General features: G+C 74.5%; 3 protein-coding genes. 1 reads left to right on the top strand and 2 read right to left on the bottom strand.

Annotated elements, in window-relative coordinates; all coding sequences use genetic code 11:
• Positions 1-67: 67 nt before the first annotated feature.
• Positions 68-1,903: an asparagine synthase-related protein gene (locus CCN44_RS38280; RefSeq protein ID WP_223283663.1), complete on the bottom strand. Its 1,836-nt coding sequence runs from the start codon at positions 1,901-1,903 to the stop codon at positions 68-70.
• A 100-nt stretch (positions 1,904-2,003) separates the two neighbouring features.
• Entirely contained in the window at positions 2,004-2,144 is a 141-nt protein-coding gene (locus CCN44_RS43725; protein WP_107118120.1) for a lasso RiPP family leader peptide-containing protein, read from the bottom strand.
• Positions 2,145-2,498: 354 nt separating this feature from the next.
• Between CCN44_RS43725 and CCN44_RS38275 the strand changes: the two genes are divergently transcribed.
• A partial coding sequence (locus CCN44_RS38275) for a serine/threonine-protein kinase (RefSeq protein WP_143650298.1) occupies positions 2,499-3,170 on the top strand: 672 nt, incomplete at its 3' end.

Raw genomic sequence — 3,170 nt, 5'->3', positions numbered from 1 at the left:
TCCAGCAGCACCATCGCGTCGCCGTCGGTGTCGACCACGGTCACGTGCGCGGCCAGCGATACGGACATCAGCGTGCTCCTTCCGGCAGCAGGTGCGGCGCGCAGCCGGGCCCGTCGTCCTGCAGCGAGCGCAGCCAGACCTCGCAGCCCACCGTGTAGGGCAGCGGGTCGAGTTCGGCGGGGGCGGCGTGGAAGTGCAGGGCGCGGCGCAGCCGTTCGGCGTCGATCAGCCCGGCCCGGGCCAGCAGCGAGTCCTCGGTCAGGGCCAGCAGTTGCCCGCGGTGGCGGCGCAGCGCGTGGTAGAAGTCGGCGTCGTAGGCGCCCTTGGACGGGCGGGCCAGGACGGGCGCGGGCACGAGGCCGGTCAGGGCGGCGGACAGCAGGGGTTTGAACGTGCCGGGCCGTACGGCTTCCAGCGGCCGGACCGACAGGGCGGCGGTGACGACCGCGTCGTCGGTGTACGGCAGGGCCGTGGGGGGACCGGTCAGCGTCTGGTTGAGCACGCGCACCGTGTTGCCGCCCTCGCGGACCTGTTGCAGCGCGCAGTGCACGGACCGCTGCGGCGCGAGCGGTTCGGGGCTGTCGGCCGCCGCCGTCCGCAGGGCCTCGCTCATGGTGGCCACCGCCTCGGGGGTGGCCCAGCTCGGCGCGCGGGGTTCGGGCTGCCAGCCGAGCATGCCGGTGAACCCGGAGGGCGGCGTGCGGGCCACGTGTCCGGCGGCGTCCAGCAGCCACTGCCGGTAGGAGGTGCGGCGCAGGACGCCGCGGACCACGGCGAGGCGGCCGGCCCGCCACTGATGGCGTTGGCGGCGCAGTCGGCTCCATGCCCGCAACGGCTGGGTGGCGGCAAGGTCCTGGAGGTAGGACGGGAACGGGGTGAACAGTTCGTCGCCGCCGCCACCGCTCAGGTGCAGCCGGGAGCCGTGGCCGGCGACCCGTCGCAGCAGGTCGGACTGCTTGGCGAAGTCCCGTACCCAGGCGCAGGGTTCCTCGCTGGGCAGCCGCAGCCGGCCCACGCCGGCGAACCAGTCGGGCGACTCCTCGCCGGTCAGGATCAGGTGGGTGGCCGAGGGCAGTGCCGCGCGGGCGCGCGCGGCCCAGACGGCGTCGTCGTTGTCCGGGTCCCGTCCCTCCCAGTGCACGGTGACCAGGTGCTCGGCGCCCCGGGCGGCCAGGAAGCACAGGCTCGTCGAATCCAGTCCCCCGGAGAGGTCCGCGCTGACCGTGCCGCCGCCGGCCGTGCAGGTGCCGACCGCGTCCGTCAGCGCGATGCGCACCGCGGCGGCGGCCTCCGGCAGCGACAGGTGCGGTTCCGGGGGACTCCACCAGCGGGCGGCGGGTCCCGGGCGTCCGTCGCGCTCCCACACCAGCGCCTGGTGCGCGGGTACCGCGTGCACGGTGCGCCAGTAGGTCCTGCCGGCGTGGACCGTGGACGTCACCGGAGGGTGCAGGAGCCGCAGGGCGAGCATCTCCGGGTCCGGGTCCGCCCCCGACAGGGCGGCCAGTACATCGGCGCGGTCGGCGGCCACCGGCACGCCGGCGACGCGGGTGGTGAAGACCCGGCGGGCGGCCGAGGCCGTGCCGCGCGCCCACACCCGTCCGGCCACCGAGGCCAGCAGATGGAAACTGCCCGGCAGCCCCGCCACCGCGCGTTCCGCCTCCGCCGGCCGGCGTACCCGCTCGATCCGTCGCCGCAGCGTCTCGGCCCGCGCGGTGCTGCGGCCCAGCACGACCACCCGTACCTCGCCCGCCTGCGCCGACACCTCCTGCCGGGCGTCCCAGCGGCCCACCAGCCAGGGCCGTCCCGAGGCGTGCGGCACGCTGCGCGTCCCCTCCCGGCACAGCCGCCCCGCGACAGCGGCAGCGGCTGCGGAATCCGGCAGCATCACCCACCAGTTCTCCACCGCGCACTCCTTCTCCTCACGGGAACTCCTCCGGGAGTCCGGGCGGCCCGACCCGGTGGGCGTGCGCCTGCGCACACCCACCGGGCTCACGGCGCCGGGCTCAGCCGCCGTAGGGGAAACGCCAGTACGGCGGCAGTCCGCCGTCGTAGCGGTCGCCCCACGGCCAGCCGAGGGTGACCTCGGTGAAGTCACCGGCCTCGCTCAGCATCGGTGCCTCGTAGACCTCGTCACGGTTCTCCATGTGTGTCACCTCCTCTCCTCTCGTCGTCCGTCCCGGAAGGTGATGAGCGCGAGCCCCGTCCGCCGGCAACGGGGCCGCTCACCAACCGTGATGACCGAACGGAAATGGAATAACCGGCTGAACCGCTTAAACACACCGCACGAATGAAGCCGCAGCACAACCCCGGCACCGGCACACCTCGCGCCACGGGGAGTACCCACGTCCCACGTTCCGCGTGCCCCGCGCACATCCGCACGCGTCCCGGTACCGCACACGCTGCGCCGAACCGGGGCCCGGCACACCGTGCGGCGTCCTGATCGTCGTCTCCGCTACGCTCACCGCACGCGACGATCAAGAAACGGGGGCGTGGTCGGTATGACGGCGGGTATACCAGGTGAGCGGCTGGGTGCCGAGGACCCGCGGGAGGTCGCCGGATACCGGCTGCTGGCCCGCATCGGCGAGGGCGGCATGGGGACCGTCTACCTGTCCCGCACCCGCGGCGGGCAGCCCGTGGCACTGAAGGTCATCCGGCGCGAGTACGGCGGCGATCCCGGCTTCCGCCGCCGTTTCGAGCAGGAGGTCCGGGCTGCCCGCCGGGTCCAGGGCTACCACGTCGTCCCGGTCGTCGACCACGACACCGGCGGCGAACAGCCGTGGCTGGCCTCGGTGTTCATTCCCGGCCTGCCGCTGCACGAGGCCCTGGCGGCGCACGGCCCGCTGCCGCCGGCCAGCGTCCTCCAGCTCGTCGGCGGGACCGCGAAGGCGCTCACCGCGATCCACTCCGCCGGCATCGTGCACCGCGATCTGAAGCCCAGCAACATCCTGTTGAGCCGCGAGGGCCCGTACGTCATCGACTTCGGGATCGCCCGTGCCCCGGACGCGACCCAGCTCACGCTGTCCGGCGGCGTCGTCGGCACCCCGCAGTTCATGTCCCCGGAGCAGGCCCTCGGCGAGCCGGTCGGACCGGCCACGGACGTCTTCTCGCTCGGCCTGATCGCCGCCGTCGCCGTAGGGATGGCGGCCGGTGGCGGCGACGGCGGCGATCAG

This window comes from Streptomyces tricolor (assembly GCF_002155905.1).
In the GTDB taxonomy this organism is placed as follows: domain Bacteria; phylum Actinomycetota; class Actinomycetes; order Streptomycetales; family Streptomycetaceae; genus Streptomyces; species Streptomyces tricolor.
The sequence above is the reverse complement of the archived record's forward strand: the minus strand, read 5'-3'. Positions and strand labels throughout refer to the sequence as shown.